This window comes from Vibrio sp. 1402, assembly GCF_033340275.1.
Map to the genome: position 1 here is coordinate 1 of NZ_JAWOWE010000266.1, position 711 is coordinate 711.

At 44.6% G+C, this 711-nt stretch carries 1 pseudogene; it reads right to left on the bottom strand.

Annotation, left to right across the window (positions count from 1 at the left end):
• Window positions 1-711, bottom strand: a pseudogene (locus tag R7044_RS25480) (sensor histidine kinase); the annotation flags it as partial.

Consider the following 711-nt stretch of genomic DNA (forward strand, 5'->3'; position numbering starts at 1 on the left):
ATTTGTAAGAGGCCCGAGATAGTCGAAAGCTTATTTTGATACTCGTGACGCGCAACGCGCATGTTCTCCATGTACTGCGTCACCTGACTGATTTTCTCCGAGAGTACGTGCATCTCATTTTGGTCACGCAAGCTAAACACTGCGCCATAAGGTTCACCTGTCGACGTACGAAGCGTAACTCGGTTCATCACCAAGTTTTTGCCATTCACGCGAATCAATCCATTAATGTAATCGTCACCTTTCAGCGAAAAACTTTCTGGGTTATCTATCCCGTTGGTAAATACGTTACCAAGCTCTTGATGATAGTTGAGCATAGCGCGAGCGGAATCATTAATAAGATACAAACTTCCCTCGGAGTTTATCGCGACTAATCCTTCATACGTCGCTTGCAACACGCCTTGATGCGTTTTTAATGCCTGTTTAAGCTGCCAAGGTTCTAACTCTTGCATTTGAGTTCGAACATAGCGAGAAAACTTCCAAGACAACCAAATACAAATACCGACGGCAATGATTCCGAACGATATCAAAGGCAACAACCGTTCGCTTGTCCAGAGATCCAAAGTATCAATCAAATAGCCAACTTTGATCATGCCAATCACATCACCGTCATTGGACAAAATGGGAGATATGTAACGAACCGATGGCCCTAAAGATCCCACGCCATAAGAAAGGTAGGACTCGCCGTTTTCCAGCGCTCTTTCAATGTCACCT